Source organism: Corynebacterium nuruki S6-4, assembly GCF_007970465.1.
In the GTDB taxonomy this organism is placed as follows: Bacteria; Actinomycetota; Actinomycetes; order Mycobacteriales; family Mycobacteriaceae; genus Corynebacterium; species Corynebacterium nuruki.
Genome location: NZ_CP042429.1, coordinates 479,991 through 506,655, shown reverse-complemented (window position 1 = coordinate 506,655; position 26,665 = coordinate 479,991). Strand labels below are relative to the sequence as shown.

At 70.1% G+C, this 26,665-nt stretch carries 24 protein-coding genes and 7 tRNA genes; 8 read left to right on the top strand and 23 right to left on the bottom strand.

Annotated features, from left to right (window positions below; all coding sequences use genetic code 11):
- Nucleotides 1-7: 7 nt before the first annotated feature.
- From pgsA to FSW06_RS02225, 12 genes are all read right to left on the bottom strand, one after another.
- Entirely contained in the window at nt 8-676 is a 669-nt protein-coding gene (gene pgsA / locus FSW06_RS02280) for a phosphatidylinositol phosphate synthase (protein WP_010118746.1), read from the bottom strand.
- On the bottom strand, nt 676-1,278 hold the full coding sequence (locus FSW06_RS02275; protein ID WP_010118747.1) for an HIT family protein: 603 nt from the start codon (nt 1,276-1,278) through the stop codon (nt 676-678). Before FSW06_RS02275 ends, pgsA begins: the two co-directional genes overlap by 1 nt.
- Nucleotides 1,262-3,250, bottom strand: coding sequence for a threonine--tRNA ligase (gene thrS / locus FSW06_RS02270; protein ID WP_238525907.1), 1,989 nt, complete (start codon nt 3,248-3,250; stop codon nt 1,262-1,264). The genes FSW06_RS02275 and thrS overlap by 17 nt, the downstream gene beginning before the upstream one ends.
- Nucleotides 3,251-3,417: 167 nt before the next feature.
- On the bottom strand, nt 3,418-4,686 hold the full coding sequence (locus FSW06_RS02265) for a Dyp-type peroxidase (RefSeq protein ID WP_010118752.1): 1,269 nt from the start codon (nt 4,684-4,686) through the stop codon (nt 3,418-3,420).
- Entirely contained in the window at nt 4,673-5,356 is a 684-nt protein-coding gene (locus FSW06_RS02260) for a copper chaperone PCu(A)C (RefSeq protein WP_010118754.1), read from the bottom strand. The genes FSW06_RS02265 and FSW06_RS02260 overlap by 14 nt, the downstream gene beginning before the upstream one ends.
- Nucleotides 5,357-5,396: 40 nt before the next feature.
- On the bottom strand, nt 5,397-5,963 hold the full coding sequence (locus FSW06_RS02255; protein ID WP_010118756.1) for a copper resistance CopC family protein: 567 nt from the start codon (nt 5,961-5,963) through the stop codon (nt 5,397-5,399).
- Nucleotides 5,964-6,675: 712 nt separating this feature from the next.
- A tRNA-Gly gene (locus FSW06_RS02250) sits at nt 6,676-6,748 on the bottom strand.
- A 40-nt stretch (nt 6,749-6,788) separates the two neighbouring features.
- A tRNA-Val gene (locus FSW06_RS02245) sits at nt 6,789-6,860 on the bottom strand.
- 37 nt (nt 6,861-6,897) lie between these two features.
- Nucleotides 6,898-6,973: transfer RNA gene (locus FSW06_RS02240), tRNA-Gly, on the bottom strand.
- A 40-nt stretch (nt 6,974-7,013) separates the two neighbouring features.
- Nucleotides 7,014-7,085: transfer RNA gene (locus FSW06_RS02235), tRNA-Val, on the bottom strand.
- Between the two features lie 6 nt (nt 7,086-7,091).
- Nucleotides 7,092-7,163: transfer RNA gene (locus tag FSW06_RS02230), tRNA-Cys, on the bottom strand.
- 69 nt (nt 7,164-7,232) lie between these two features.
- A tRNA-Gly gene (locus FSW06_RS02225) sits at nt 7,233-7,305 on the bottom strand.
- Nucleotides 7,306-7,831: 526 nt separating this feature from the next.
- On the opposite strand from FSW06_RS02225, the gene FSW06_RS02220 reads away from it, so the two are divergent.
- From FSW06_RS02220 to msrB, 3 genes are all read left to right on the top strand, one after another.
- Nucleotides 7,832-7,903 (top strand) — tRNA-Val (locus FSW06_RS02220).
- Nucleotides 7,904-8,592: 689 nt separating this feature from the next.
- The gene (locus tag FSW06_RS02215; RefSeq protein ID WP_010118758.1) at nt 8,593-9,951 is read left to right on the top strand and encodes a glycosyltransferase family 87 protein; all 1,359 of its coding nucleotides are present in this window, start codon (nt 8,593-8,595) and stop codon (nt 9,949-9,951) included.
- On the top strand, nt 9,944-10,423 hold the full coding sequence (msrB, locus tag FSW06_RS02210; protein ID WP_010118759.1) for a peptide-methionine (R)-S-oxide reductase MsrB: 480 nt from the start codon (nt 9,944-9,946) through the stop codon (nt 10,421-10,423). Before FSW06_RS02215 ends, msrB begins: the two co-directional genes overlap by 8 nt.
- Nucleotides 10,424-10,472: 49 nt before the next feature.
- On the opposite strand, the gene hemQ is transcribed toward msrB, so the two are convergent.
- The 3 genes from hemQ to hemE all read right to left on the bottom strand — a co-directional run bounded on the left by hemQ (nt 10,473) and on the right by hemE (nt 13,792).
- Nucleotides 10,473-11,189, bottom strand: a complete 717-nt coding sequence (gene hemQ, locus FSW06_RS02205) for a hydrogen peroxide-dependent heme synthase (RefSeq protein ID WP_010118760.1) — start codon at nt 11,187-11,189, stop codon at nt 10,473-10,475.
- Between the two features lie 75 nt (nt 11,190-11,264).
- Nucleotides 11,265-12,659 carry a protoporphyrinogen oxidase gene (hemG, locus tag FSW06_RS02200; RefSeq protein WP_010118762.1) on the bottom strand — a complete coding sequence of 465 codons (1,395 nt, stop codon included), beginning with the start codon at nt 12,657-12,659 and terminating at the stop codon, nt 11,265-11,267.
- 14 nt (nt 12,660-12,673) lie between these two features.
- Nucleotides 12,674-13,792, bottom strand: a complete 1,119-nt coding sequence (gene hemE / locus FSW06_RS02195; RefSeq protein WP_010118763.1) for a uroporphyrinogen decarboxylase — start codon at nt 13,790-13,792, stop codon at nt 12,674-12,676.
- Nucleotides 13,793-13,894: 102 nt separating this feature from the next.
- Between hemE and FSW06_RS02190 the strand changes: the two genes are divergently transcribed.
- Together FSW06_RS02190 and FSW06_RS02185 are read left to right on the top strand one after the other, a co-directional pair.
- A complete protein-coding gene (locus FSW06_RS02190; RefSeq protein ID WP_238525905.1) occupies nt 13,895-14,563 on the top strand; it encodes a DUF3000 domain-containing protein in 669 nt (222 codons plus the stop codon).
- A complete protein-coding gene (locus tag FSW06_RS02185) occupies nt 14,560-15,861 on the top strand; it encodes a ribonuclease D (RefSeq protein ID WP_010118765.1) in 1,302 nt (433 codons plus the stop codon). Before FSW06_RS02190 ends, FSW06_RS02185 begins: the two co-directional genes overlap by 4 nt.
- Here the strand turns inward: FSW06_RS02185 and dxs are convergent.
- From dxs to dut, 5 genes are all read right to left on the bottom strand, one after another.
- Nucleotides 15,815-17,710 carry a 1-deoxy-D-xylulose-5-phosphate synthase gene (gene dxs / locus FSW06_RS02180; protein WP_010118767.1) on the bottom strand — a complete coding sequence of 632 codons (1,896 nt, stop codon included), beginning with the start codon at nt 17,708-17,710 and terminating at the stop codon, nt 15,815-15,817. The two genes, FSW06_RS02185 and dxs, sit on opposite strands and share 47 nt — an antisense overlap.
- A gap of 76 nt (nt 17,711-17,786) precedes the next feature.
- Nucleotides 17,787-19,100, bottom strand: coding sequence for a class I SAM-dependent RNA methyltransferase (locus tag FSW06_RS02175; RefSeq protein WP_010118769.1), 1,314 nt, complete (start codon nt 19,098-19,100; stop codon nt 17,787-17,789).
- Nucleotides 19,097-19,846 (bottom strand): DUF3159 domain-containing protein, encoded by a 750-nt coding sequence (locus FSW06_RS02170; RefSeq protein WP_010118771.1) that lies wholly within the window; start codon nt 19,844-19,846, stop codon nt 19,097-19,099. Before FSW06_RS02170 ends, FSW06_RS02175 begins: the two co-directional genes overlap by 4 nt.
- A complete protein-coding gene (locus FSW06_RS02165) occupies nt 19,843-20,832 on the bottom strand; it encodes a DUF3710 domain-containing protein (protein ID WP_083826992.1) in 990 nt (329 codons plus the stop codon). Before FSW06_RS02165 ends, FSW06_RS02170 begins: the two co-directional genes overlap by 4 nt.
- Before the next feature lie 47 nt (nt 20,833-20,879).
- On the bottom strand, nt 20,880-21,341 hold the full coding sequence (dut, locus tag FSW06_RS02160; protein ID WP_010118775.1) for a dUTP diphosphatase: 462 nt from the start codon (nt 21,339-21,341) through the stop codon (nt 20,880-20,882).
- Between the two features lie 96 nt (nt 21,342-21,437).
- Between dut and FSW06_RS02155 the strand changes: the two genes are divergently transcribed.
- Nucleotides 21,438-21,932 (top strand): DUF3093 domain-containing protein, encoded by a 495-nt coding sequence (locus tag FSW06_RS02155; RefSeq protein WP_010118776.1) that lies wholly within the window; start codon nt 21,438-21,440, stop codon nt 21,930-21,932.
- A 101-nt stretch (nt 21,933-22,033) separates the two neighbouring features.
- Here the strand turns inward: FSW06_RS02155 and FSW06_RS02150 are convergent, their stop codons facing one another.
- Both FSW06_RS02150 and FSW06_RS02145 read right to left on the bottom strand, forming a co-directional pair.
- Nucleotides 22,034-22,333, bottom strand: a complete 300-nt coding sequence (locus FSW06_RS02150) for a DUF4193 domain-containing protein (RefSeq protein ID WP_010118777.1) — start codon at nt 22,331-22,333, stop codon at nt 22,034-22,036.
- A 205-nt stretch (nt 22,334-22,538) separates the two neighbouring features.
- Nucleotides 22,539-23,474, bottom strand: a complete 936-nt coding sequence (locus tag FSW06_RS02145; protein ID WP_010118778.1) for an inositol monophosphatase family protein — start codon at nt 23,472-23,474, stop codon at nt 22,539-22,541.
- 29 nt (nt 23,475-23,503) lie between these two features.
- Here FSW06_RS02145 and ppgK point away from each other — a divergent pair, with 29 nt between their 5' ends.
- Both ppgK and FSW06_RS02135 read left to right on the top strand, forming a co-directional pair.
- On the top strand, nt 23,504-24,286 hold the full coding sequence (gene ppgK, locus FSW06_RS02140) for a polyphosphate--glucose phosphotransferase (protein ID WP_010118779.1): 783 nt from the start codon (nt 23,504-23,506) through the stop codon (nt 24,284-24,286).
- A 139-nt stretch (nt 24,287-24,425) separates the two neighbouring features.
- On the top strand, nt 24,426-26,045 hold the full coding sequence (locus tag FSW06_RS02135; protein WP_010118780.1) for an RNA polymerase sigma factor: 1,620 nt from the start codon (nt 24,426-24,428) through the stop codon (nt 26,043-26,045).
- A 202-nt stretch (nt 26,046-26,247) separates the two neighbouring features.
- Here FSW06_RS02135 and FSW06_RS02130 read toward each other — a convergent pair whose 3' ends face one another.
- A complete protein-coding gene (locus FSW06_RS02130; RefSeq protein ID WP_193345937.1) occupies nt 26,248-26,631 on the bottom strand; it encodes a hypothetical protein in 384 nt (127 codons plus the stop codon).
- Nucleotides 26,632-26,665: the final 34 nt, after the last annotated feature.

Sequence of the window (26,665 nt, the reverse complement as noted above, 5' to 3'; positions counted from 1 at the left end):
CGCGGGGTCAGTCCTCCGCCTCGTCCGTGAAGTCCTTCGCCCCCGTCGGCGGTGCGATGGTCTCCTGCGCCAGATCGGATTTCGCGACGATGACGAGCCGTTCGATGACGGTGTACACCGAGCCGACCGCGAGGATGATCAGGCCGCCGCCCAGCACGTAGGGCACGCCGAGCCCGGACAGGCCGAGGGCGACGAGCCCGATGATGAGCCGCTCGGGGCGCTCGATGAGACCCCCGTCGACCTTGATGCCGGAGGCCTCGGCGCGGGCCTTCACATAGGAGGTGACCTGGCTGGCGACCATGATGATCAGCGCGCACAGGAACAGGCCCCGGTACGGCTCGTGGTCGTTCTGGAAGGCCATCCACCAGGCGATCGACCCGAAGAGCACCCCGTCGGTGATGCGGTCGCAGGAGGCGTCCAGCGTGGCGCCGAACCGGGTTCCGCCGCCGCGCATCCGCGCCATCGTGCCGTCGATCATGTCGCTGGCGACCGCCACGCCGAGCAGCACGGCGGCGAGGAAATGCCAGCCCGTCGGGATCAGTGCGACCGACAGCACCACAGCGACGGTCGTCGAGGCGATGGTGACCACGTTGGGGGTCACCCCCCACGACACCAGCCGTCGGGCGATCGGTTCGATGACGACCGCCGCCGGACGCCGTCCGTGCACACTGAGCATTACTCCGTCTCCTCCGTCTTGCCACCCTCATCACACTGCCGCCACGCCTGCGCCAGCAGTGCCCTGGTCTCCGACAGTGCCTGGACGAGCACCTTCGTCCCGTCCAGGACCGTCATGAAGTTCGCGTCGCCCTGCCACCGCGGCACGATGTGCTGGTGCAGGTGACCGGGGACCGAACCCCCCGAGGCTTTCCCGAGGTTCATGCCGACGTTCACCGCGTCCGGGTGGGACACGCGGTGCAGCACACGCAACGCCGTCTTGGTGAAGGCGGCGAATTCGGCGGTCTCCGATTCCGTCAGGTCCTCATAGGAGGCGACCGGACGGTACGGGATGACCATCATGTGACCAGGATTGTACGGGTAGAGGTTCAGAATGCAGAACACCTCGGCCCCGCGCGCCACGATGAGACCGTCCTCGTCCGTGCCCGCGGGCAGGTCGACGAAAGGATCGGCCGACCGCCCGTTGCTGCTGACGTAGGACGACCGGTAGGGCGCCCACAGCCGCTCGAGGCGGTCGGGGACGCCGGCACCGGTGTCCGTCACGGGAGCCGGCCGGTCGCTGTCGCGCCGGTCACTGTCCCGCGGGTCAGAGGAACTCTGCAATGCTCTCTCCGCTCGGCTGCTGGTTACGGCGGGAGGCGACCCAGTCCGCGATCACGCGCACGGCGTCCTCCCGCGGCACCCCGTTGACCTGGGAGCCGTCGAGGAAGCGGAAGCTCACCGCGTTCGCCTCGACGTCCCGGCCACCGGCCAGCAGCATGAAGGGGACCTTGCCGGTGGTGTGGTTGCGGATCTTCTTCTGCATCCGGTCGTCGGAGGTGTCCACCGCGGCGCGGACGCCGTGGCCGCGCAGCTCGGCGATGAGCTCCTCGAGGTACGGGGTGAACTCGTCGGCGACGGGGATGCCGGTGACCTGGTGCGGGGCCAGCCAGGCGGGGAACGCACCGGCGTAGTGCTCCAGCAGGACGGCGAAGAACCGCTCGATCGACCCGAACAGGGCACGGTGGATCATCACCGGACGCTGCTTCGAACCGTCGGGGGCGGTGTACTCCAGGTCGAAACGCTCCGGCAGGTTGAAGTCCAGCTGCAGGGTGGACATCTGCCAGGTACGGCCGATGGCGTCCCGGGCCTGGACCGAGATCTTCGGGCCGTAGAACGCCGCACCGGCCGGGTCCGGGACCAGCTCGAGGCCGGACTTCTCGGCGACGGAACGCAGCGTCTCGGTGGAGCGCTCCCACACGTCGTCGTCACCGATGTACTTGTTCGGGTCCTTGGTCGACAGCTCCAGGTAGAAGTCGTCGAGACCGTAGTCCTTGAGCAGCGAGATGATGAACTCGAGCACGGAGGTCAGCTCGGTCTCGAGCTGGTCCTCGGTGCAGTAGATGTGCGCGTCGTCCTGGGTGAAGCCGCGGGCGCGGGTCAGGCCGTGGATCACACCGGACTTCTCGTAGCGGTAGACGGTGCCGAACTCGAACAGCCGCAGCGGCAGTTCGCGGTAGGACCGGCCGCGGGAGGCGAAGATGAGGTTGTGCATCGGGCAGTTCATCGGCTTGGCGTAGTAGTCGACGGCCTGCTTGGTGATGTTGCCGTCGGCGTCCCGCTCCTCGTCGAGCTTCATGGGCGGGAACATGCCGTCGGCGTACCAGTCGAGGTGCCCCGACTTCTTGAACAGGTCACCCTTGGTGATGTGCGGGGTGTTGACGAAGGAGTAGCCGCTGGCGAGGTGCCGGCGACGCGAGTGCTCCTCCATCTCGAACCGCACGATCGCCCCGTCCGGGTGGAAGACCGGGAAGCCGGAGCCGATCTCGTCGGGGAAGCTGAACAGGTCCAGCTCCTGGCCGAGGCGACGGTGGTCGCGCTTCTCCGCCTCCGCGATGCGGGTCTGGTAGGCGTCGAGCGCCTCCTTCGACTCCCACGCGGTGCCGTAGATGCGCTGCAGGCCGGCCTTGGACTGGTCGCCGCGCCAGTAGGCGGCGGAGGTACGGGTGAGGGCGAACGCCGGGATGTACCGGGTCGTCGGGACGTGCGGGCCGCGGCACAGGTCGTACCACTCGACCTCGCCGGTCCGCGGGTTCACGTTGGAGTAGGCGGTGAGCTCACCCTCGCCGACCTCCACCGAGGCATCGCCGTCGGGGATGTCGCCGCGGGATTTGTCGTCGACGAGCTCCAGCTTGAACGGCTCCTGGAGGTACTCCAGGCGGGCGTCCTCCACCGAGTCATAGGCCTTGCGCTCGAACTTCTGGCCCGACTTGATGATCTTCTTCATCACCTTCTCGAGCTTCTTCAGGTCCTCGGGGGTGAAGGGCTCGGCGGGCTCGAAGTCGTAGTAGAAGCCGTCCTCGATCGCCGGACCGATCCCCAGCTTCGTGCCGGGGAACTCCTTCTGCACGGCCTGGGCCAGGACGTGGGCGCAGGAGTGGCGGATCACGCCACGCCCGTCGTCGGTGTTGGCCGGGACGGCGGTGACCTCGGTGTCGGTCTCCGGAGTGAAGGCGAGGTCACGCAGGTTACCGTCGGCGTCCTTCACGCAGACGACAGCCTCGGGACCCTTGTTGGGCAGTTCCAGCGGACGCATGGCGGCACCGGCGGACTCGCCCGCCGGGACCGTGAAGGTCACGGGGGCGGCGGGGGTGGTGCTCACGGCTGATTCACTCACGGGTGGTGTGCTCCTTACACAACAGGTGGTGACGGTCACATACCTGGTGACAGTCAGAATTCCCCGTTCACTGTACTAGCCGCGTCTCAGCCGAGGATGCCCTGCCCCCAGTAGCCGTCCGGATCCGTCCCGCCCGGGACGTGGAACACCGCCGAGCCGACGTGGGTGATCCATTCGTTGAGCCGGTCCCCGTCCGCCAGCCGGCGCTGCACCGGGATGAACGACGTCCGGGGGTCCCGCTGGAAACAGGTGAAGATCAGCCCGGTGTCCGACAGTGCCACCAGGTCGGCGTCCGCCAGGGTGTCCGCACGGGCACCGGTGACCGGCAGATCGTAGTTGTACGCCCGCCGCAGCAGCCGCTGCGCCTCGTCACGCCCGGTCGCCGTCGCCAGAGCGACATGCGAATGCGTGTCGATGAGCGGCAGCCCGTCGGCGCCGACCTTCCCGGGATCCGGGGCGGTGAACTCGTCACCGCCGCTGAGCGGCGCGCCCTCCGGGATGTCCCGGCCCATCGAGACCTCCCGGGTCACCCGGTCGGCCTCCTCCCACAGCGGCATGTCGAAGGCGATCCGCCGGACGATCATGCAGCTGCCGCCGTCCGGGTTCCATACCTGGGCGTCGAACTCCCCGTCGGTCCGGGGGTTGACAGTGCCGTCCTTGAACCCGAAGAGGTTCCGTGGGGTGCCGTGACTGCCGTCGGCGGCCACCGGGATATCGAGGAACCCGGTCTGCGTCCATGACGGGCGGGCATAGTCGGCGCCGCCGCGCACCAGGACCCGCAACGCATGCGAGACAGTGGTGCGGTCGTCGCCGCAGAGCTGCAGGACCAGGTCCCGCTCACCCCACCGGTCGTCGAGCCGGTCACCGGCGAACCCCGGCAGCGGGGTGAGCCACTCCGGCGCCGCGTCGGCGAGACCGGCACGCCGGTACAGTCCCCGACCGAAGCCACAGGTGATCGTCAAGTTCGCCGGGTTGACCGACAGTTCGGGTTCGAGGTCGGCGAGGACCTTCTCCCCGGAGCAGAGGCGACGGGCGTCACCGGTCCAGATCCGCAGCAGACGCTGGATCTCACGGCGTCCCACCCCGTCACGCAGCGAGAACGCGACGGTGGTGTTGTGCGACTGGGACGGCGTGGCGATCCCCGCCTGATGGGGCCCGTCGAACGCGACGGTGGCGGACGCCGCGGCCGCAGCCGCACGCCCGGCGGTCTCGCCCGGGTCACGGTCGTCGTCGGTGGCGCAGGCGGCCGTCGTGGAGACCGCCGCCGTCGCCCCGAGCACACCGAGTCCGCCGAGGAAACGCCGGCGGGTGAACCGGGTGGTACCCGTGTCAGGGCCTGCGTCAGTGCCCGGCATGATCCATATCCGTACCGCTCATACCGCCGTGACCGTCGCCGCCGTGGCCGCTGCCGTCACCGCTGTCACTGCTGTCGGCCATGCCGTCGGTGCCGTAGTCCTCGTGGCCCGACTGCTGGACCCGCACCGGGATGTCCTTGAGGGTGTAGGTCGTGCCGTCCTCCGCGGTGAGGGTGAGGGTCAGCACGTCACCGGCGGCGATGTCGTCATGGTTGTCCATGACCATGATGTGGTGCCCACCGGGTGCCATGTGGACACTGCCACCGGCGGGGACGACGAGACCGTCGTCCATCTCCTTCATCACCCCGTTGACGACCTCGTGGTACTGGTACATCCCCGGCAGGTCACCGGTGACCTTCGTCAGATGGATGTCCTTGTCGGTGGTGTTGGTCAGGTCACCGAAGACCGCCGTCATCGCCTTGTCCGCCGCCTTCGCGCCGACGTAGCCGTCCTTGAGGGTGACGGCATCGGCGGCAGCGTCCGAAGTTGCGGCCGAGGTACCGGCCGAGGTACCGGCCGAGGTACCGGCCGAGGTACCGGCCGCAGTGGTGGTGGCCTGGTCCCCGTCCGAGTCGTCACCACAGGCCGTGAGGCCGGCGACGCCGAGGCTGAGGGTCGCAGCAAAGGCCGCCACGGTGAGGCGGCGTCCGGTGGAGCGGGAAATGTTCACGGTTGCTCTCTTCTCTTGTGTCTCTAGTCGATACTGGCCGTCACCGGTCGTGACGGGTCCGACGCAGCTGCGTGACCAGGACGACGATCACGCCGATCAGCACGATCACCCCGGCGACGCCGAGCAGCGGCTTCGCCCAGCCGGGCAGCCCACTGTCGGAGTCGGCGGAGGCGGCCGGACTGTCTGTCGCAGCACCCTGTCCGGACGCCCCGTCAGTCGACGTCCCACCGGCGGCGAGCGTGAAGTTGTAGCTGCCGCGTGTGGGGTGTCCGTCCGAGGAGGTGATCTGGTAGCCGACGGTGTAGTCACCGTCGGCGAGGGTCACGTCCGAGGGGATGTCCAGTGTCAGGGTCCGGCCGTCGAGATCCGGGGTCCCGGAGGCCACGACCTCCCCGTCGCGGGAGAGGGCGACCGTGTTGAAGTCCGGTCGCGGCTCCCCCGAGAATTCGAGGGTGATCGTGGTCGGGGCGGCGTCCACGGTGGCGTCCTGCCCCGGGGTCGCCGCGACGAGGCCGTCGTGGGCGACGGCGGCAGGCAGCAGGGAGGATGCCCCGACAACACCGCCGGCGGCGAACAGGGCACCTGCCAGCGCTGGTGCCATGGTCATGCGGCGGATACGGCTTGATGTCATCCTCGGGTTCTCCCTCTTCCGGTGTGTTCTGGGGTCCTTCGCGTCGGGTGGCGCACATGCACCACCGGACTATCAGTCGGTGCCGCTGACCCGGTGGTTCCCGCCGGGGTCCGGCGGGTGGTGCCGTCGGGGGTACGCGGACTCCCTGTTCCCCTCCCACCCTAGCCCGTGACCTGCCCGGATCTGCCAGCCCGGATAGCCCGCCGTGATGGGGCTCATACCGGGGGTCGTGGAGTTGCCGGGTCGCCGGGGCAGCTCCCGGACCCGTAGCAGGGGCGCGCCGGCATTTCCGCCGACATTTCGGCCATCTCGTGGCAGTGCCAATCCAACAAGTCGGCGCAGAATCCCGGAGCCCGGCCCTTCCGCCGCGCCTGCGCCCGCGACAGAGCATCGTGCCCGGGATTCTCACTCGCTGGCGGGCCAGCGCACCCTCAGAACCTCCGGCCGGCAGCGGTTCTGACGGACCGGCAGCGGTAAACGTCGATCACCCCTATGGTGAACGACATTTTCCGCTGCCGCCCGGACAGATGCGCTGCCACTCCACCGTGACCGCTGCCACCGCCGGCACATCGGCGTCGGCGACACCCCGGATCACCCTGACCCCCGACCCTCGACCCCGGTACCTGGCGCCCCGCAGATACGACGACGAAGGCCCGGTACCTGGGGTACCGGGCCTCCGTGGCTTCTGAGCGGATGACGAGACTCGAACTCGCGACCCTAACCTTGGCAAGGTTATGCGCTACCAACTGCGCTACATCCGCATTTTCACTTGTGACCAGGCCACCACAGGCGACCTGTTCGTGCGCGATACTGGGATCGAACCAGTGACCTCTTCCGTGTCAGGGAAGCGCTCTCCCGCTGAGCTAAACGCGCGGGCTCCCTCGTGCCCGGACCGAGGTCCGGACGGGAGTGGAGCGGATGACGAGACTCGAACTCGCGACCCTAACCTTGGCAAGGTTATGCGCTACCAACTGCGCTACATCCGCATTTTCACTTGTGACCAGGCCACCACAGGCGACCTGTTCGTGCGCGATACTGGGATCGAACCAGTGACCTCTTCCGTGTCAGGGAAGCGCTCTCCCGCTGAGCTAAACGCGCGCTGCGAGGTGGAAACGGGAATCGAACCCGTGTACACGGTTTTGCAGACCGTTGCCTAAGCCACTCAGCCATTCCACCGTGGCGTCTCCGCCTCGTTCGGACTCCGACCCTACCGTCCCGGGAGACGAGAGGGAAATGGATATCCTGAGCGGATGACGAGACTCGAACTCGCGACCCTAACCTTGGCAAGGTTATGCGCTACCAACTGCGCTACATCCGCATGCACCGTTGCGGTGCGGGAATGAACTTTAGCGGTTCCGCCACAGAGGCACAAACACGCAGGTCACAACGATTTCCGGACGCCGAGGCAGGCTGACAGGGCGCAATCGGGATGACATCGGTGTGATTAACCGGCCCGCACAGACCGGGTCGGCCACGTCCACCCCGCGGACCCGCTCCCCTCAGCCACCCCCTACCTCCCTCGCTTCTCCTGACCTCACCTCTTCTCCCCACTCTTCTCTTCCTTCCCCCTCTTCTTCCGCAACACACCGCGGAACACCGACTGTCGCCGTCAGTGACAGACAACCGGCACCGCAGTCCCCGTACCGCCGACCGCAGCCTCCGCGGTGGACATGGGCAGTCCCTGCCGGAGACACGGCACGAACCCGGCGGCCCGCACGGCAGATGCGACACAGTGCGACACGATGCGACACCATGTGATTCCGCGGGCGCCACCGTTACCCCGGCTGACCTCGCGGTTTTCCGGAACCACGCGACAGGTGTTACATTTACTGCCGTTCCCGAGCGGTCCCATGGCTCAGTGGAAGAGCGTTCCGTTCACACCGGAAAGGTCGCTGGTTCGATCCCAGCTGGGACCACAGAACACCGCCCCGGTGCGCCGGCCAGATCCAACTCTGGCCTGGCGCACCGGGGCTTTGTGGGGTTAATGGTCAGAATGTGTGTCTTTTGTGGGCGTGTCGAGGAGTTCGGGTCGGGGAGACCGGACGACCGGCGGAGGTGCGTGCAGCCTCGCAGACCCTCTGGTCGGCTTGGGGCCTCGGAGACGACCAGGATCTCTGCCACCGTGCACGCACCGCTGTAACCCTCGGTATGTCCCGGTCAGGACGTGTTGACCTGTCAGATGCCGGTTCTCTACGACGTGTGGCACGGCGTTGTCGACAGTGACCCGATCCTGGCGCTCCAGACGCCCGGCCGCGTAGGACATATGGGTATGGCTTTGTCACGCACCCTGGGCGAATAGCTGTCCGGGAGCCATTCGGGGCCGTTTTCAGGGTGGTGACCTGCTGTGGAGGCTGGAACCCGGACACACTTTTTGACCATTAACCCGGTTTGTGCATCTCCCCGGCACCCGCCCGCTCCGTCGATACTGCACTCCCTGTCACCGCCGAGCGGACCGAAACGGTGCCACACAGTGCAGTATCCGACGTTCACGTCCATCAGGTGACCCGACAGCCGACAGCGCCGGATCAGAGCCGGATCAGAGCCGGATCGTCGCCGGTACGCCCCAATCTGCCCCGGCGGGATGACCTGCCGATATGATGCAGTGGTGACCAGCACCAGACTCCCCGATTCCGCGACCCCGCACCCCGTCCGTCCTTCGGCCGCAGCACGTGCCCCGCGGATCCTGACCCGGGCGGCATGGCCGCTCGCGGTCCTGACGATGATCCACCGGATCGTGATCACCCCGTACAACAACCACCCGACCGACGATTTCTCGACGGTCTGGGCCGCGGTCCACCGCTTCGTCACCGGGGTGGCCGTCTACACCGAGGACTACTCGGGCGACGACCCGCACTACCTCTACTCCCCCGGCGGCACCCTGGTCCTCAGCCCGCTGGGCGCGCTGTCGCAGGAGGCCGGCCGTGCACTGCTCATCGCCGCCGACGCCGTCGCGATCGTCGCCGCCCTCGCGCTGCTCACCGTTCTCGTCGGACGCCGTCTCTCCGGGCCGGTGTGGCCGGTCTCCCTCTTCCTGGTCTTCGCCACCGAGTCGGTGACCAACACGCTCCTGTTCACGAACGTCAACGGTGTTCTGCTGCTGCTCGAGGTGCTGTTCCTCGCCCTGCTGCTCGCCCGCGACCGGATCCGCTGGTCCGGGGTACTGGCCGGACTGGCGCTCGGCCTGGCGATCACGGTGAAGCCGCAGTTCGCGGTCCTGCTGTTTCTGCCGCTGGTGCGGCGCCAGTGGGCCACGCTCGGCACCGGTATCGCCGTGCCGGTGCTCGCCAATGTCATCGCCTGGCCGCTCATGACCCGGCCCGGGGACTACCTCGACATCGTCGCCCCCTATCTCGGCGAGGTCCGCGACTACGCGAACTCGTCGATCTCCGGGGTCGGCGCGCACTACGGTCTCCCCGCCGGCATCGTGCCGGTGTTCCAGGTCATCGCGGCGGTCGCCGTGGCGGTGGCGGTGCTCGGCCTGCTGTGGTGGCGTGAGTCCGCCCCCTTCCTCTGGGCGGCGACGTCGACCGGTGTGCTGCTGACCGGGGTGTTCCTCGTCAGCACGCTGGGCCAGATGTACTACTCGATGATGCTGCTGCCGATGATCTTCACCGTCTTCTGCTCCCGCTCGGTGATGCACAACGCCGTCGCCTGGGCCGGGGTCTTCTGCTGCATGGCCCCCGACTCCTGGACCTCGGACCGCTGGGAGTCCGTCGGCCGGGTCCTGGAGTACACCCGCGGCACCGTGGGCTGGGGTCTGCTCGTCCTGACCGCGGCGGTCGCCGTCGTCGTCTGGCTGCGGCAGCTGCGTGCGTCGGGGATGCCGGTGGGCCCTGCGGCGCTGGTCCGCGACCTGCTGTCCCCGGTGCGCACGATGACCGGGAACACGGCGTCCGCCGAAAGCGCTACAACTGGGGACAGAGATTCCGATACGACGACAGCGAGGCACAGGCACCATGGCTGAGACATCCGAGACAACTGAGACACCTGAGACTGACCAGAACAGCACCGGCGGGACCGCGGCGGTCGGCCCGATCGAGGACTTCTCCACCCTCACCGACGAGCAGTGGCGGGAGCGTCTCGACCCGAACTCCTACCAGGTGCTCCGGCACGCGGCGACGGAACGCCCCTTCAGCCACCCCTACAACGACGACGACACCGAGGCCGTCTACGTGTGCCGCGGCTGCGGCGCGGAGCTGTTCCGCTCCACCGAGAAGTTCCACTCGCACTGCGGGTGGCCGTCCTTCTTCGACCCGGCGGACTCGGACGCGGTCATCGAGCGCGTCGACGATTCCCTGGGGACGCGCCGGACCGAGGTGCTGTGCGCGAACTGCGGCGGCCACCTGGGCCATGTCTTCGCCGGTGAGGGCTATGACACCCCCACCGATCTGCGTTACTGCATCAACGGTCTGGCGCTGCAGCAGCAGCCGAAGTAGACGGTCGGCCGACCCCCACCGCGCCGGCCGCCCTCACTGACCCTGCGTATCAGGGCAGTTCGGTGATGAAGCCGGTCAGGTCGGCGTCCGAACCGTTGACGCGGTGGCCGGTGAAGAAGGGGATCTCCTCCCGGACGTGCCGGCGGGCCTCGGTGTACCGCATCTTGTACATCAGGTCCACGATCCGGTCGAGGGTCGGGGACTCGAAGGCGAGGATCCACTCGTAGTCGCCGAGGGCGAAGGCCGGGACGGTGTTCGCCCGGACCTCGTCGAAACCGCGGGCGGCCATGCCGTGCTCGGCGAGGATCGTGCGACGCTCGGCGTCGGGCAGCAGGTACCAGTCGTAGGAGCGGACGAAGGGGTAGACAGCGATCCAGTCGCCCGGCTCCTCCCCCATGATGAACGACGGCAGGTGGGACTTGTTGAACTCGGCGGGCCGGTGCAGGGCGGAGTTCGTCCACACCGCGTCGCAGGCCTGACCCAGCCGGGTCTCCCGGAGGAAGCGGCGGTAGGCGCGCTGCAGGTCCTCGAACTTCTCCGCGTGCCACCAGATCATGAGATCGGCCTCGGCACGCTGTCCGGTGAGGTCGTAGACACCCCGGACGGTGAGTTCCTCGTCGTCGTAGGACGCCAGGAAGGCGCGGAACTCCTCGGCGACCGCGGCGCGCCCGGACTCCTCCCCGAGTTCCCCGTTGCGGACCTTGAACACTGACCACATCGTGTACTGCAGCTTTTCGTTGAGTGCCCTGAAGTTGATTTTGGACATCGGTTTTCCTCTCGCGGGACAGTCTGTGTCTGGATTCTGGCAGGTTCTAGCGGGTACAGCAGGTTCTAGCAGGTTCTAGCGTGCACCGAGGTCGGCCACGATCTTCGTCGCCGCGGCGCGGCCGGTGTCGGCGCAGGCCGGCACGCCGACCCCGTCGAACACGGCGCCGGCGACCGCGATCCCGTCGACCTCCGCGACGGCGGCACGGACTCCGTCGACGAGCCGGCGGTGGCCGACCCCGTAGCAGGGCAGTCCGCCCCACCAGCGCTGGACGAAGGTCTCCACCGGACGCAGCGACGCGCCGGTGACGGTGGCGAGATCCTCCACGGCGTAGCCGATGAGGGTCTCGTCGTCCGCGTCGAGCAGCCCGGGGTCGCGCAGGGTGCCGAAGCTGGCGCGCACGAAGGCGCCGCCCCGGTCGGCGATGTGCGGCCATTTCCGGGAGGAGAAGGTGAAGGCCTTGGCATGGGTCGGGGCGTCCGACCCGAGGAGGACCCCGGACCGGCGCGGCAGTCCCTCGTCGGTCGCGAAACGCATCCCGACGACGGCGGAACTGGCCAGCTGCACCCGGTCGAGGCGGGTGGCGGCGTGCGGGACGACGTCCTGCAGCAGCACGGCGGCGGTCGGGGCCGGGGTGGCGACGATGACCGCGTCGAACTGGCCGAAGGGTTCGAGCCAGTAGCCGCCCTGCCAGCTGCTCACCGATTCGACCTGGGAGTTCAGCCGGATGTCCGCGTCCGCGGCCCGGGCCAGCTGCCGGACGAGTTCCCGGTAGCCGGTCGCCAGCGTGTTGAACGCCGGGGCGGGGGCGGTGCCGGATTCCCGCTGCTTTTCGGCGGCGACGGCCCGCCGGTCCAGCATCCGCTGGACGGCGGTCGCCAGGTGGACGGTGCCGTCGCGTTCGGCGAGCGCGTCGAACTCCGCGGCGAGGTCGGGCACCGTGGCCCGCAGGCCGAGATCGTCGGCACTGCTGGAGTACACCCCGCCGAGCATCGGGGAGACGAGCCGCTGCACGGCCTCGTCACCGTACCGGGAGCGGACGAGCTCCCCGACGTTGATGTCGGTGCCGGGGGTCCAGTCCAGCCCGGCGGCGTCCGGTTCGGCGTCGATCCGGGCGGCGGTCTCCACTGAGACCAGGTCGGCGACGTCCGCGCCGTGGGCGGGGATACCCATCACGGTGTGCGCCGGGGCGGACACGAGGTGTCCGTCGGCGAAGAACCCGCTGGGCAGTCCGGACGGGACGCGCAGCTGGTCGGCGAGCCCGACCTCACGGATGATGGCGTCGAGTCCGGTACGGCGGGTGAGGAAGGCCTCGGCCCCCATGTCGACGGGGCCGTCGGCGAAGTCGACGGTCTTGAGTTTGCCGCCGAGCCGGTCGTAGGCCTCGAAGACGGTGATCGCCGCCTCCGGCCCGAGCTGCCGGCGCAGTTCCCAGGCCGCGGTCACCCCGGAGATACCGCCGCCGATCACGGCTACCGAATATGTCACAGTGCGTGGACCTCCTCGAAGGCACGGGTCACGGCGTCCGCCGGGGTCTGCGGCAGCACCCCGTGTCCCAGGTTGAAGATGTGGCCGCGGGCGGTCCCCGCGGCGACCGCCGCATCGGCTTCGCCGCAGATGCGGCGGACCTGGTCGGCGATGACCCGGTCGCCGGCGAGCAGCACGGCGGGGTCCATGTTGCCCTGCAGGACCGTCGGCCCGGCCGCCTCACTGATCCGGCGGGCGGCGACGTCGAGGGGGACCTTCCAGTCCACCCCGGTGACGTCGGGGCCGACCGCCGCCATCTCCCCGAGCAGTTCCCCGGTGTTGACCCCGAAGTGGATCATCGGCACGCCGAACGGCCGGACCGCGTCGAAGATCTGCCGGGAGTAGGGGGCGACGAACTCCCGGTAGTCGCGCAACGAGAGGAAACCCGCCCACGAATCGAAGAGCTGCACCGCATCCGCCCCGGCACCGATCTGGGCCCGGAGGAACCGGATCACCGTCGGCGTGAGTTTCGCCATGAGCGCGTGCCACAGCTGCGGCTCGCTGTACATCAGCGCCTTGGTCACCCCGTGGTCCTTCGACGGCCCACCTTCGATGAGGTAGGACGCCAGGGTGAACGGGGCACCGGCGAAGCCGATGAGCACCTGGTCACCGCGCAGTCCTGCCAGCACCCCGCCGATGCCCTCGACGATCGGCGCCAGCTGGTCGGGCTCCACCTCGGGCAGGGCGGCGATGTCCGCCGCGGTGCGGACCGGGTGATCCATGACCGGACCACGGCCCGGCACGATGTCGACCGCCACGCCGGCCGCCTTGAGCGGGACGACGATGTCGGAGAACAGGATGGCGGCGTCCGCGTCATGCCGGCGGACCGGCTGCAGGGTGATCTCGGAGAGCAGGTCGGGCCGGAAGCAGGAGTCCAGCATGGCCACGCCGGCGCGCAGCTCCCGGTACTCGGGCAGGGACCGGCCCGCCTGCCGCATCATCCACACCGGCCGGCGGGACGGGCGTTCGCCGCGCACCGCGGCGAGGAAGGGGGCGTCCGCATCGGCGCGGCGGGCGGACGCGGCGGCGGCCACGGCGGACGCTGTCACATCGTCGGGGGAGGTCGTCAGAGCCATGGTCCCGATTATGCCCCGCCGGCCGGACGAAATCAGATACCGGGGCTGTACCTGCGGCGCGCCTACCCCCTCACGTCCGCACCGCTCGATAGGTTGGCCGGTGTGAACCTAGAGAGACAACCCACAGCACCCTCACCGGGGGACGCTGTCGGCGGCTCCGCACCGGCACCGGACGCCTTCCGGGCGGCCGTCGAGTCGATGCACGCCGCGCCGGTGCGCGCGGGAGTGGTGCTCACCGACATCCGACCGCCCCGGAAACTCGCCCCCTACAGCCACGCGGTCGGCTTCGAGGTCGACCGCGCCGCCGCGGCCGGGGAGAACGGTGGGGAAGCCGTTCTGCCCGACCCGGACGCCGTCCCGGTCGACGGTGAGGGAGACGCCTTCGGCCGGCTCATCCTCCTCCACGACCCCCGGGGCGAGGAAGGCCCCGGCGTGATGCGGCTCGTCGCCTACATCCAGGCCGACCAGGACCCGACCACCGAAGGCGATCCCCTGCTGCCCGAGGTGGCCTGGGACTGGCTCACCGAGGAACTCACCGGCTCCCCCGGTCTGTACACCGACCTCGGCGGCACCGTCACGTCGACGACGTCGGTGCGCTACGGCGACATCGCCGGCCCACCACGGGCGTTCCAGCTGGAGCTGCGTGCCTCGTGGACCGCCACCGGCACCGACCTGTCCGGACATGTCACGGCCTTCGCACACGTTCTCGCGAAGTCCGCCGGCCTGCCGCCGGAGGGGGTGGCCTCGTTCCGGCGCCGCAGCCGACGGTGAGCGGCACCGACCTGCCGATCGTCACCCGGCCGCGGGACGGACTGCCCCCGCTGGCGGACAGCCGGGCCGCCGTGGAGCGGGCCGCCGACGCCCTCGCCGCGGGCACCGGCCCGATCGCCGTGGACACCGAACGCGCCTCCGGGTTCCGTTTCGACGACCGGGCCTGGCTCGTCCAGCTCCGCCGGTCGGGTGCCGGGACCCATCTCATCGATCCGGCCGCCGTCCCCGCGGCCGGCCGGCTGCTGGCTCCGGTGATGGACGCCAGCCCGTGGGTCCTCCACGCGGCGCACACCGACCTGCCTGCCCTGACGACCCTCGGCTGGTCCGCACCGCAGCTGCACGACACGCAGATCGCCGGTCGGCTCCTCGGCTTCGGGCAGATCGGCCTGGCGGGCATGCTCGAACACTTCCTCGGTGTGACCGTCGCCAAGGACAAGGGGCGGGAGGACTGGTCGACCCGGCCGATCCCCACCGACATGCTCACCTACGCCGCCCTCGACGTCGAGCTGCTCCCGGAGCTGCTCGCCGACACCCTCCCCCGCCTCGACGACCTCGGCCGGGCCGACTGGTACCGGCAGGAGTGCGAGCACATCCTCACCACCTGGTCCCGTCCGGTCACCGCACCCGACTGGACCGGGCTGCGGGGGCTCGGCGCGGTCCGGGACCCGCGCGGTCTCGAGGTCGCCCGCCGGCTCTCCCAGGTCCGCACCGCGGTCGCCCAGGACCGCGACATCCCCCCGGAGAAGGTGCTGCGCTCCGCCACCATCGTGGACGCCGCCCGCACCCCCGCCCGGGCCGCCGACATCCTCGCCGACGGTCTCCGGGGTTCCGCGCGGCTGCGCCGGGCACTGGCCCGGGCCGTCGACGAGGCGCTCACCGCCGCCCCCGACACCCTGCCGCCGCGGCCCGCAGTCCACCACGGTCACCCCGACCACCGCACCTGGGCCCGGGACTATCCACTCGCCGACCGGCTGCTGCACGGCTACCGGGACGCCGTCGACACTCTCGCCGACGACCTCGGGCTGCAGCCGCCCGAGCTGCTCGTCGCCCGGTCCGTGCGGACCGTCGCGTGGGAGTCCGCCGTCGGGTTGACCGCGCCGGACACGGCCCTGCGACCGGACTCGCCTGACCCGGTCGGCGATCTCGAGGTGCTTCTCGGTGGTCTGCTCGACCAGCAGGGCGTCCGTCGCTGGCAGGAGGATCTGCTCACCGACGCCCTGCTGCCCCCGTTGGCCGCTGAGGCGGCTGACCTCAGGCTTCCGCGCCGGTCCCCAGCCAGTCGGCGACGCGCCGGGTGACACTGCCGGTGTCCAGTCCGATGTCGGCGAGGACCTCCGCGCGCGACCCTTGGTCGAGGAACTCCTGCGGAATGGCCAGGTAGCGGAACGGTGTGTCGACCTCACGGTCCACCGCGGCGCGGTGCAGCTGCTGGCCCGCACCGCCGTGCACGCCACCGTCCTCGACGGTGATGACCAGATCGGACGCCGCCACGAGGTCGACCAGAGAAGCGGCGACCGGGGTGACCCACACCGGGTCGACGACCGTCACGGTGTGGCCGGCCGCGGTCACCGCGTCCGCCGCCGCGACGCTCTGCGCCGTCAAGGCACCGTAGTTGACGATGAGGACGGTGCGGGCGTCGGCGGCGGTGCCGGCCCGTTCCACGAGGACATCGTGGTCGGATTCCGAGCGGACCGCGGCCACCGGGTCCGGCACACTCCCCTTCGGGAACCGGATGACCGTGGGACCGTCCGCGACCGCCACACAGCGGTCGAGGGCCTCCGTCAACCGCGCGCCGTCGCGGGGCGCGGCGACCCGGATCCCCGGCACCACGCCGGTGACCGACAGATCCCACATCCCGTCGTGGCTGGCCCCGTCAGGGCCGGTGACCCCCGCCCGGTCGAGGACGACGGTGACCGGCAGGTGCAGCAGGCCGACATCCATGAGCAGCTGGTCGAAGGCCCGGTTGAGGAACGTGGAGTACAGGGCCACGACCGGGTGCAGGCCGCCGAGGGCGAGACCGGCCGCAGAGGTCATCGCGTGCTGCTCGGCGATACCGACGTCGAAGGTACGGTCCGGGAACCGCTCGGCGAACCGAGCCAGGCCGGTCGGCCCGGCCATCGCCGCAGTGAGGGCGACGAGATCGTCACGCTGGTCGCCGAGCCGGATGAGCTCGTCGGCGAAGACGTCGGTCCAGCCGCGTCCCCCGGTGGTGACCGGCACGCCGGTGACCGGGTCGATCACCCCGGTCGAGTGCATCTGGTCGGCCGTGTCGTTGACCGCCGGGGCGAAACCGTGGCCCTTCTCGGTCACCGTGTGGACGATGACCGGGCCACCGTAGTTCCGGGCGTACCGCAGCGCCTTCTCCACCGCCCCGATGTCGTGGCCGTCCACCGGGCCGACGTACTTCAGCCCGAGGTTGCTGAACAGTTCCGGGGGCACGACCGCATGCTTCACCCCCTCCTTGAAGCCGTGCAGCAGCTGGAAGGCGCGGTCGCCCAGCGTGCCCATCCGGCCGAGGGAGTTCTTGCCCTGTTCCATCATCCGGTCGTAGGCGGGCTGCAGCCGCAGCGCCGCGAGGTTCTGCGCCAGTCCCCCGATCGTCGGGGAATAGGAGCGGCCGTTGTCGTTGACGACGATGACCACCCGCCGGTGGTCGGCCTCGGCGATGTTGTTGAGCGCCTCCCAGGCCATGCCCCCGGTGAGGGCACCGTCACCGATGACGGCGACGACGCACCGCCGGGTCTGGCCGGTGACCTCGAAGGCCTTCGCCAGCCCGTCGGCGTAGGACAGCGACGCCGAGGCGTGGGAGGACTCCACCCAGTCATGGGGGCTCTCCTGCCGGGAGGGGTACCCGGACAGTCCGTCGTACTGTCGCAGGGTGTCGAACATGTCGCGGCGTCCGGTGAGGATCTTGTGGACGTAGGACTGGTGCCCGGTGTCGAAGATGACCGGGTCCGTCGGAGAGGTGAACACCCGGTGCAGGGCGATCGTCAATTCGACGACACCGAGGTTCGGGCCGAGGTGCCCGCCGGTGGCCGAGACCTTCTCGATGAGGAAGCCCCGGATCTCCCCGGCGAGCCGGTCCAGGTCCACCGGATCCAGGTTCTTCAGGTCCGCCGGGGAAGACACCGTCTCGAGAATCGACATGCGCCCATGCTACCGGCCGGGACGGTGCAGCCGGTTCACTGCATCGCCGTCATCGTCGTCACCGCCGTCGTCACCGTCAGTTCCGGACGGTGCCGTCCCCGTCCCCGGTCACGGCCACGAGGTGCAGCAGCACCTCGACATGGTGGGTGAGGCCGAAGGCGTCGACGACGGTCATCCCCGCCGGCCGGTACCCACCGGCGACCAGGCGGGCGGCGTCCCGCGCCGCGGTGGCCGGATCACAGCCGATGTGCAGGATGTGCCGCGGCCGGGCCTTGACCACCGCGGCGAGCACGCTCTTGTCCGCACCGGTGCGCGGCGGGTCGAGGACGACCGCTTCCAGACCGCCCCGGCTGCGCAGGGCATCGGTCTTCTTCGCCACGTCACCGGCCACGAACCGGATGTCCCGGCCGTCGAGTGCCGCGCGGCCCGCGGCGACGGCCTCGGACTCCACGTCGACACTGTCGACGGCCAGTCCCGGGACGGCGTCCGTCAGGGCGGCGGCGAACACGCCGGCACCACCGTAGAGGTCCCAGGCGCAGGCGCCCCGCTCCCCGGGCACGTGGCCGGGTGCGGTCGGGTCGTCGGCGAGGGCGTCCGCGATCCAGCCGGAGTACAGCGCCGGCACACCCTGGTGCGCCTGCCAGAAGGCCTCCACCGGCACCGTCCAGGACAAGCCGTTGACCGTGTGGGTGACGGTGCCGGTGCCGGTGAGCACGCGGCGTCCGGACGCCCGGCGGCGGCCACGACCGGTCGTGGTGAGCTCCACGGCCGAGCGGACGCCGTCGTCGCCGACGGCGACGCACACCTCCGCGCCCGGGGTGAGCTCCACCGCGGCCAGCTCCCCGGCCAGCCCGTCGGCCAACGCCGGGGACCATTGCGCGCTCGCGCCACCGGGGATGTCCGTCAGGGCGACGATGTCGTGACTGGCCGCACGGCGGAGCCCGGCCCGCCCCTGCCCGTCGACACCGAGCCGCACCCGCGTCCGGTACCCGGTGAAGGGTTCCGGGGAGACCGCCTCGACCGGGACATCCGCCAGCTCACCGGCGAAGTCCAGGTGCCCGATCCGGGCGAACTGGTCGAGGACCACCTGCCGTTTGAGCTCGAGTGACCCGGCGGCGTCGACGATGTCGAGATCGGAGCAGCCCGCACCGGCGACGGTCGCGGGATCCTGCGGGGCGACCCGGTGGGGCGACGGCGCGGCGATCGCGGCGACATCGGCGACCTGCCCGGTCCGGAAGGATTTCTTCGTCGGCGGGTCGAGGACGACGGGGACGCCGCTCTCCCCGGGCAGGGCGCCACGGACGAAGACGACCTGCCCGTCGAGCCGCGCGACGGTCTGGCCGCCGTGGGCCGGGCCCGCCATGTCGAGTAGGACCGGGGTCTCGCTCACTCTTGCTCTCCTTGATTGTGATGTGTGTTGTCGGTCGTGCTGCCGGGGCTGTGGTTACTGTCCGGGTCGCCGTGCCGGCCGATTCCCTCGGCGCGGTCGGCGACCCTGACCGCCCAGACCGTCGCGGCCACGACCACCGCGGTCAGCGGCAGCCCCATGGCGATCCGGGCGACGCCGAGTGCGCCGACCGCGTCGTCCTGACCGTAGAGCCACTGCTGGACGATGAACCGGGCGAAGAACACGACCGCCCACGCCAGCGTCGCCAGCGAATAGACCCGGACCGAGGTGCGGCTCGTCCGCCAGCGTCGCGGATCACCGTTGACGCCTTTCCAGATGAGACCGACCAGCGGCCACCGGACCACGACCGACAGGACGAAGACGATGCCCGCGACCAGCGAGTACCAGATCCCGTAGGCGAAGTAGCCCTTCGCGTCGCCGGTGAACCAGGCGATGAGGGCGCACAGTCCGACGCCCAGCAGTCCCGAGACCGCCGGCATGACCGTCTCCCGGCGGGCCAGCCGCCAGATGAAGATGACCACGGACACGCCGACCGCCGACCACAGTGCGGGCCCGAGGCCCCACTTCGCGTTGACCGGGACCAGCACGAGCACCGGGATGACCGTGGACAGCAGGCCCGACAGGCCGCCGAGCTGGTCGAGGAGGGTCGGCTCCCCGGCGGAGCGGTCGGCGGTGCCGGCGTCGGAATCGGGGCCGGGGTTCGTGTCGCCGACGGCGTGTCGACTCACCCGGCGTCCCCCATCCGGCCGTCGGCCGTCCCGGAGTTCCGGCGGGCGGGGCGTGCCGGGCCGTCCGCGTCGTGGTCGACAGGTCCGGCGGGTGCCGCCGGCTGCTGTGCCTGGTTCTGCTGTGCCTGGTTCTGCTGGGCCTGTGCCTGCTGGGCCTGCTGGTTCTGCTGTTCGACGGCGCGCTTGAGTTCCTCCGCCATTGCCGCGGGAATCGTCACCGGCAGCGGCGAACCCGCCGGGACCGGGGCGTCCCCGCGGTTGACGAACGTGCGCGAGATCAGGTCATAGGCCAGTGACGCCAACTCGTCGGCGGTCTCGGCCGGTCCGGCGAGCGTCACCCGGAGCATCCAGCGTGGACCGTCGACCCCGATGACCCGCATCCGTCCGTTGCCGGCGGTCCCGATGATCTCCTCGCCCCAGAGGTTCGTGCCACGCGAGGTCGCCAGACCGTCGTTGACCATCCCCTCCTCCAGGGACTCCAGGGATTCCTCCCAGAGCCCGCCGCTGCGGGGCGCGGCGAACGCCACAGGGGTCACCCTGCCGACCGGGGTGACGATGTGGATCATCTGGGGTCCCTGCGGGCCCATCTCCACCTGGACCTCACCCTGGTGCGGCACCGGGACCATCATCGACCCCAGGTCCAGTCCCCCCTTGGCGAAGTCGGAGAAGTCGAACTCCCGGTAGTCCACCCGGTCACCGTCGAACGGACCGTAGCTTCCGTTGACCGGGTCATAGGACGCCCCGGCCGCATCTGCCGTACCCGCAGAGCCTGCAGAGCCTGCAGAGCCTGCAGAGCCTGCCGTGTCGGATGTCCCGGCCGGAGCCGTCGCCGCGTCCGGCCCGGATGCCGGGGCACCGGACGCCGCAGAGGTTGCAGCGGTCGCAGAGTCCGCAGAGTCCGCAGACGTCGCAGCCGTACTGCCCCGCTGCGCGTCGCGGTCGTCGTCCCGGTCAGTGCCGGAGGATTTACTGCCGAAAGGCCACATACCGTGTGGCTCCCTTCTCTGTTGAGATTGTCCTGTCGGGGCGCCGGTCAGACGCCGGTCGATCCGTATCCGCCGGTGCCGCGGACGGTCTCGCCGAGCTCCGCCGGGTCGTCGACCTCGACGACGTCGCACAGGCTCACCGCCTGGACGAGCAGCTGGGCGATACGGTCGCCCCGGCTCACCGTGACCGGAGTGTCCCGGTCCGTGTTCACCAGGCACACCTTCACCTCGCCACGGTAGTCCGCATCGATGGTGCCCGGGGTGTTGACGATGGAGAGACCGTGCCGGGCGGCCAGCCCGCTCCGGGGGTGGACCAGGCCGACCGTCCCGACCGGGAGCGCCATGGCGATGCCGGTGCCGATGAGGGCCCGCTCGCCGGGGGCGAGTGTGAGATCTTCGGCGCTGTACAGGTCAATGCCCGCATCGGTGGGGTGGGCCCGCCGTGGGAGCGGCAGGTCAGGGTCGAGCCGCCGGATCCGCAGGGGAGGTTCTGCGCTGCTACCAGTCATGGTCGGACACTCTACCGTCTCACCTGCTTAGGGTCCCCACGGCCCGTCGCGGTACACTGTGCAACTGTGAACGACGGTGATCCGACAGGAGATGACGTGACCGAGGACACGACCCCGCAGGGCGACCCGGGAGTGCTCTACCGGGAACACCAGCGGGTACCGCTGTCGTACTGGGTCATCGGGGTGGGCGTCGCCGCCCTCATCGGTTGGCAGGGTCAGATGAGCCGGTCCTGGTACTGGGGGGTCATCTTCGGCGTCGTCGCCCTCGCCGCCGTGGCCTGGGCGCTGATCTACATGTCCCGCAACCAGGTGATCGTCGAACGCGACGGCAGCGGGGAGACCTGGCTGCACGTCGGCGAAGCCTCACTGCCCCGGTCCGCCGTCAGCCGGACGCTGCCGGTGCCGCCGACGGCCCGCAGTGCGGCGATGGGCCGCCAGCTCGACCCGGCGGCCTATGTGGTCCACCGGCCGTGGATCCCGTCGATGGCGATGCTGGTCCTCGACGACGCCGACGACCCGACCCCCTACTGGCTCATCTCGACGAACCATCCCGAGGACCTGCTCGCCGCCTTCGGCGCCCCGGTCGCCTGAGTCCGTCCCCCACGTCCCCGGACTCCCCCGCGGCGTCCGGTACCCCCTCCCCGGTCCGGACGCCCTGCCGGACAGCACCGGACAGGGCGTCCGGCGGAGTATCAGGCGCAGTCCACGCAGATGTAGCCGCCCTCGCCGTCCTCTTCGGCGATCCGGTTGCGGTGCTGCACGAGGAAGCACACGGAACAGGTGAACTCGTCGAGCTGGCGGGGAATGACCGTTCCGCTCAGTTCCTCACCCGACAGGTCGGCCAGCGGGATGTCCAGGGGCTCGACGACCTCACCGTCATCGGTGTCGTCGACCGCCGGTTCCGCCTTCTCGGCGGACTTCAGTCCTTCCAGTGAATCGGTCTCGATCTCGTCTTCCGCACTCTGACGCGGTGCGTCGTAATCGGTGGCCATGGTGGTGCCTCCTCGGTCGTCGGTCCTGCAGTTGTTCCAGGCTTACGCGGACAGGTCAACGTAGCTTCACCGACCCGCATTCCCAGGGTTGTCCCGCGCATGGTAAACGAGCGGGGCGTTGTTGTCACGTTGCCCGGCGGACACGCCCGCGACCTGCAGGAAAGCCGTTCCCCCGGGGACACCCGGCGGCCGGACCGCCGCAGGTTCAGGCGGGGAAACTCACCGCGGCGACGAGGTCGGCCAGCTCGTCGGCGACCGACGGGACGGCCGCGAGGGTGCAGAGTCCCCGGTCGGACCCGGCGGACAGGCTCGCCTGGCGCACGACCGCACCCGCGCGGGCGGCGACGAGGGCACCGGCGGCATGGTCCCAGGGGCCGAGTCCGTGCTCGTAGTATGCGTCCAGCGACCCGGCGGCGACCGCGCACAGGTCCAGGGCCGCCGACCCGATGCGACGGATGTCCCGGACCCGCGGCAGGACCGTCACCAGCAGCTCCGCCTGCTGCCGGCGCCGGTCGGCCCCGTAGGAGAATCCGGTGCCCACCAGTGCGGTCGACAGCTCCGTGGGCGTCTCCGTGCCGACCTGCAGCACCCGGCCACCGGTGAGCCGGCCGTCGGGCTCGGTCTCCCCCGAGACCATCGCCCGGCCGCCCGTGCACGCCGAGAACACCCGCTGCCGCACGATGTCGGCGACCGCCGCCGCCACCGGCACACCGTCGACCACCGCCGCGATGCTCACCGCACTCGACGGGATGCCGTAGACGAAGTTCACCGTCCCGTCGATCGGGTCTGCCACCCAGGTGACCCGGTCCGGGGCCAGCGCACCACCGTCCTCCTCCCCCAGCACCGCGTCGCCGGCGGCGAGTTCCGCGAGTCGCCGCCGGATCACCGCCTCACTGGAACGGTCGACCGCGGTCACCGGATCAACCTCCGAACTCTTCGTGTCGGCGACCGCCACCCGGCCGTGGAGCCCGGCACGGGACCGGCGGACGTGGGCGGCAGCCTCGGAGGCCACCCGCACGGCGAGCGCCCGCAGGTCCTCCGGGCTGCGGTCGCCGAGGACGGCGGCGGTGGGGGCGGTCAGGTCAGCGGTGTTCTGCGGCGTCAGCAGCAGCTGGTCAGGTGTTCCGGTCATGTCCCCCATGGTGCCACCGTCCGGTACGATCAGTCGCCATGGCTACCGACAGCAGAGCACAGGACGTCGGATTCGGCGTCGACATCGGCGGCAGCGGGATCAAGGGTGCCACGGTCGATCTCGACACCGGTGACTTCATCGGCGAGCGGACCAAGATCCTCACTCCTCGTCCCGCGACACCGGACGCCGTCGCCGACGTCGTCGCCGACCTGCTGGACCGCACCGGCTGGACCGGACCGGTCGGGATCACGGTGCCCGCGGTGGTCCAGGACCAGACCGCGCGCACCGCCGCGAACATCGACCACAGCTGGATCGGCACCGACTGCGCGGAACTGTTCCGCACCCGGCTCGCCGTCGACGGCGTCCCGCGCGAGGTCACCGTCCTCAATGACGCGGACGCCGCCGGCATCGCCGAGGCCCGGTACGGTTCGGACGCCGCCCGCAGCGGTGCGGTCCTGCTGCTGACCCTGGGCACCGGCATCGGCTCTGCCCTGCTCGTCAACGGGGTGCTCTACCCGAACACGGAGCTGGGGCATCTCCGGTTCCCGGCGATGGACGCCGAGAAGTGGGCGTCCTCGGCCGTGAAGGACCGGGAGGACCTCACCTACCGCGAGTGGGCCCGTCGTCTCGATCTCGTCCTCGCCGAGTACGTGCGGATCCTCAACCCGCAGACCGTCATCGTCGGCGGCGGAGTGTCCCGGAAGGCCGACAAATGGGTGCCGGAACTCACCGTCGACGTCCCCGTCGTGGCGGCCGAACTCCGCAACCGGGCCGGCATCGTCGGTGCCGCCGTCGCGGTCCGTGAAGGTATCCGCCCCTGATCCGGTACCACCCCTGACCACCCGTGGCGCAGCCGGATCGCCGGCTGGGTTACAATTGGGGGTCGATCATGCTCCGCGGTCCGCTGACGTGTCCGCGGACCCCAGGCAACTGTCCCCGTCCCCGTATGAAAGGTCTTCCGTGGCGGTCAACACCAGTTCCACCTCCGGTACCGACAACGAAGCTACCGCGGCCGCGACCCCGGCCCGGAAGGTGGCGAAGAAGTCTGCCGCCCGGAAGACGGCGCGGACCGCCACCCGGAGGGCCGCAGCCACCCCCGCTGTCCCGACAGGGTCGGCAGGGGCTGCAGCGTCGGAAACGCCAGCTGCGGCGGCAGCAGCGTCCACCCCGGCGGCCGAGGAGGCCCCGGCCCCGAAGAAGGCGCGCAAGACCGCCCGCAAGACGACCGCGAAGAAGACCGCGGCGAAGAAGACGACCCGCAAGGCCGCCAAGAAGACGACCGCGAAGAAGACGGCGGCGAAGAAGACGGCCGCCGCGAAGGCCACCGCGACCAAGGACGGTGCCGAGCAGACCCGCCGCGCCGCCAAGGCGGGCCACGGCGTGCACGATGAGGAGGCCGCGGACGAGGACGACTTCCACCCGGACCACGAGGACATCGACGACGCCGACTTCGACAACCTCGACGAGGACGACCACGAGGATCTCGCGGTCGATGACGGGGACGAGGAGGACACCTCCTCCGACGACGACGCTGACGGGGACACCGACTCGGCCAACTCCGGCAAAGCCGCCAAGGCCACCAAGGAGGACGGCAGCTTCGTCTGGGACGAGGACGAGTCCGCGGCACTGCGCCAGGCCCGGAAGGACGCCGAGCTCACCGCCTCGGCGGACTCGGTCCGCGCCTACCTCAAGCAGATCGGTAAGGTCGCCCTGCTCAACGCCGAGCAGGAGGTTTCGCTCGCCAAGCGGGTCGAGGCGGGCCTCTACGCCCATTACCGGCTCGACCAGGCCAAGCTCAACGACGAGAAGCTCTCGCCCATGCAGCGCCGCGATCTCCGCGAGATCGACCGGGACGGCCGGAAGGCCAAGAGCCACCTGCTCGAGGCGAACCTGCGCCTGGTGGTCTCGATCGCCAAGCGCTACACCGGTCGCGGTATGGCCTTCCTCGACCTGATCCAGGAGGGCAACCTCGGTCTGATCCGCGCCGTCGAGAAGTTCGACTACGTCAAGGGCTACAAGTTCTCCACCTACGCCACCTGGTGGATCCGGCAGGCCATCACCCGCGCGATGGCGGACCAGGCCCGTACCATCCGTATCCCGGTGCACATGGTCGAGGTCATCAACAAGCTCGGCCGTATCCAGCGCGAACTGCTCCAGGATCTGGGACGCGAGCCCACCCCCGAGGAACTCGCCCGCGAGATGGACATCACCGTGGACAAGGTGCTGGAGATCCAGCAGTACGCCCGTGAGCCGATCTCCCTGGACCAGACCATCGGCGACGAGGGCGACAGCCAGCTGGGCGACTTCATCGAGGACTCGGAGGCCGTCGTCGCCGTCGACGCCGTCAGCTTCACGCTGCTGCAGGACCAGCTGCAGGATGTCCTCCACACGCTGTCCGACCGCGAGGCCGGTGTGGTGAAGCTCCGGTTCGGGCTCACCGACGGTATGCCCCGCACGCTCGACGAGATCGGTCAGGTCTACGGCGTGACCCGCGAGCGGATCCGTCAGATCGAGTCGAAGACGATGTCGAAGCTGCGCCACCCCTCGCGCTCCCAGGTGCTGCGCGACTACCTGGACTAGGTGCAGGCGCCCGGTCCGCTCCCGCGGATGCCGGGTTCACGAACCCAGGGGTCGGTCGCGGCCCGGGGTGGTCGGGTTCACGAACCCAGGTGCCGCTCAGAGGCAGGAAAATCCGCCTGTCGGTTCGTTCCGCGGGCATCGGGGGTTGGGGCACCGGGGCTTCGGGGGAGGGTATCGGGACATCGGGGGTGGGTGCCCGGGGTCAGTTGTCGCCCTGCAGGCACTCCCGGGCATCGTCGTAGGTCCGGGCACCGCAGTCCTGCACCCGGTCATCGGCCGCCGAGGTCACGACACTGGCCAGGATGAGCGCCACAATGGCGACCACGACCGCCACCACCGGCTGACCCGTACTGATTTCGCTGACCCTGGTCGCGCGGATGAGCGCCACCAGCCCGACGATGAGGACGATGACCGCCACGATGATCCCCAGAACCGGGGACAGGGCGGCGGGCAACGCCAGGACAGCGAAGATGAGGGCGACAAGCCCGAGCCTGCTCTGCCGGCGCGGTGGCCGCTTCCCGGGAACGGCGGCAGAAGGCGACGAGGGAGACGGGGACGTCGGGTGCGAGGGGGGCTTCGGGGGCATCAGGGTCACTGCCTCTCGTGGTGGATACCGGTGC

What these genes read in the sequence shown, in the direction of transcription:
- dut (WP_010118775.1), bottom strand. Translation starts at nt 21,341, where the DNA reads ATGACTGGTAGCAGCGCAGAACCTCCCCTGCGGATCCGGCGGCTCGAC.
- hemE (WP_010118763.1), bottom strand. Translation starts at nt 13,792, where the DNA reads ATGGCTCTGACGACCTCCCCCGACGATGTGACAGCGTCCGCCGTGGCC.
- FSW06_RS02130 (WP_193345937.1), bottom strand. Translation starts at nt 26,631, where the DNA reads ATGCCCCCGAAGCCCCCCTCGCACCCGACGTCCCCGTCTCCCTCGTCG.
- ppgK (WP_010118779.1), top strand. Translation starts at nt 23,504, where the DNA reads ATGGCTACCGACAGCAGAGCACAGGACGTCGGATTCGGCGTCGACATC.
- FSW06_RS02255 (WP_010118756.1), bottom strand. Translation starts at nt 5,963, where the DNA reads ATGACCATGGCACCAGCGCTGGCAGGTGCCCTGTTCGCCGCCGGCGGT.
- hemQ (WP_010118760.1), bottom strand. Translation starts at nt 11,189, where the DNA reads ATGTCCAAAATCAACTTCAGGGCACTCAACGAAAAGCTGCAGTACACG.
- FSW06_RS02150 (WP_010118777.1), bottom strand. Translation starts at nt 22,333, where the DNA reads ATGGCCACCGATTACGACGCACCGCGTCAGAGTGCGGAAGACGAGATC.
- dxs (WP_010118767.1), bottom strand. Translation starts at nt 17,710, where the DNA reads ATGTCGATTCTCGAGACGGTGTCTTCCCCGGCGGACCTGAAGAACCTG.
- FSW06_RS02265 (WP_010118752.1), bottom strand. Translation starts at nt 4,686, where the DNA reads ATGCCGGGCACTGACGCAGGCCCTGACACGGGTACCACCCGGTTCACC.
- FSW06_RS02165 (WP_083826992.1), bottom strand. Translation starts at nt 20,832, where the DNA reads ATGTGGCCTTTCGGCAGTAAATCCTCCGGCACTGACCGGGACGACGAC.
- thrS (WP_238525907.1), bottom strand. Translation starts at nt 3,250, where the DNA reads ATGCGTCCGCTGGAACTGCCCAACAAGGGTCCCGAGGCTGTCGTCTGC.
- FSW06_RS02145 (WP_010118778.1), bottom strand. Translation starts at nt 23,474, where the DNA reads ATGGGGGACATGACCGGAACACCTGACCAGCTGCTGCTGACGCCGCAG.
- msrB (WP_010118759.1), top strand. Translation starts at nt 9,944, where the DNA reads ATGGCTGAGACATCCGAGACAACTGAGACACCTGAGACTGACCAGAAC.
- pgsA (WP_010118746.1), bottom strand. Translation starts at nt 676, where the DNA reads ATGCTCAGTGTGCACGGACGGCGTCCGGCGGCGGTCGTCATCGAACCG.